This window comes from Shigella sp. SIG6 (genome assembly GCF_053555815.1).
On the sequence record NZ_JBQZXC010000272.1, the window covers coordinates 1 to 1,013 of the forward strand.

Consider the following 1,013-nt stretch of genomic DNA (forward strand, 5'->3'; position numbering starts at 1 on the left):
GGCGGGCTCCCGTTTTTTATTCGGACAGGAACAGATATGGCAAAGAAAGACGATAACCTGAAACGTCTGAGAGAACTGGCAGCATCGCTGGGACGTGAGCCGGATATCTCGGGAAGCGCAGCAGATATTGCGCAGCGTGTGGCTGAGCTGGAGGAGGAACTTGCCAATATGGATGACACTGACATCCGGGATAAGTCTGCCCACCCGGAAAATGCGCTGACCGGATATGAAAATGAGGTGATATCAGCGCAGCCGGAGACCGTGATTCAGAATATGGATGATCTGGTTACAGTCGTGGCACTGGTGACGCTGCATACCGATGCACTTCATGCCACGCGGGATGAACCTCTGGCATTTGTGCCGCCGGGAATGGCGTTCCGTGTCTCTGCCGGTGTGGCAGCCGGAATGACAGAACGTGGCCTGGCCAGAATGCAATAACGGGAGGCAGCGTGGCTGATTTCGATAATCTGTTTGATGTTGCACTTGATCTCGCAGACAAGGCCATTATTCGCAATATGGGGATTAGAGCGGTCATTACGTCAGGCCGGCTAAAAGGGATCATGATTTCCGGGGTTTTTGATGATCCTGAAAATATTTCTCTGGTGGCCGGCGGTGTGCGTATTGAAGACTCTTTACCATCCCTGTTTGTGAAAACAGCAGATATTTTACGGCTGTGTCGCAATGATTCGCTGATGATTGGTCGTGAGTCTTTCTGTGTGGATCGTATCACCCCTGATGATGGCGGATGTAGTTATATCCGGTTGCGGCGTGAGGGGCTGCCGGGAAACGTAAGGGCAGGACGATATTATGAAGGGGCTTGAGAATGCCATCCGCAATCTGAACAGCCTTGATACCCGTATGGTGCCACAGGCCAGCGCATGGGCGATAAACCGTGTGGCACAGAAAGCGGTCTCGGTTGCCACCCGGCAGGTTGCCGGGAATACCGTTGCGGGCGATAACCAGGTGAAAGGGATCCCCCTGAAACTGGTACGTCAGCGTGTCCGGGTGTTTAA

The 1,013-nt window shown here is 53.3% G+C and carries 3 protein-coding genes; all 3 read left to right on the forward strand.

Annotated features, from left to right (window positions below):
* The first annotated feature begins 36 nt into the window (after nt 1-36).
* Nucleotides 37-438, forward strand: coding sequence for a DNA-packaging protein FI (gene gpFI, locus ACUU1M_RS20280; RefSeq protein WP_001074425.1), 402 nt, complete (start codon nt 37-39; stop codon nt 436-438).
* Between the two features lie 11 nt (nt 439-449).
* On the forward strand, nt 450-821 hold the full coding sequence (locus ACUU1M_RS20285) for a head-tail joining protein (RefSeq protein WP_000753026.1): 372 nt from the start codon (nt 450-452) through the stop codon (nt 819-821).
* On the forward strand, nt 808-1,013 hold a 206-nt coding region (locus tag ACUU1M_RS20290), incomplete at its 3' end, for a phage tail protein (protein ID WP_412462454.1). The genes ACUU1M_RS20285 and ACUU1M_RS20290, both read left to right, overlap by 14 nt.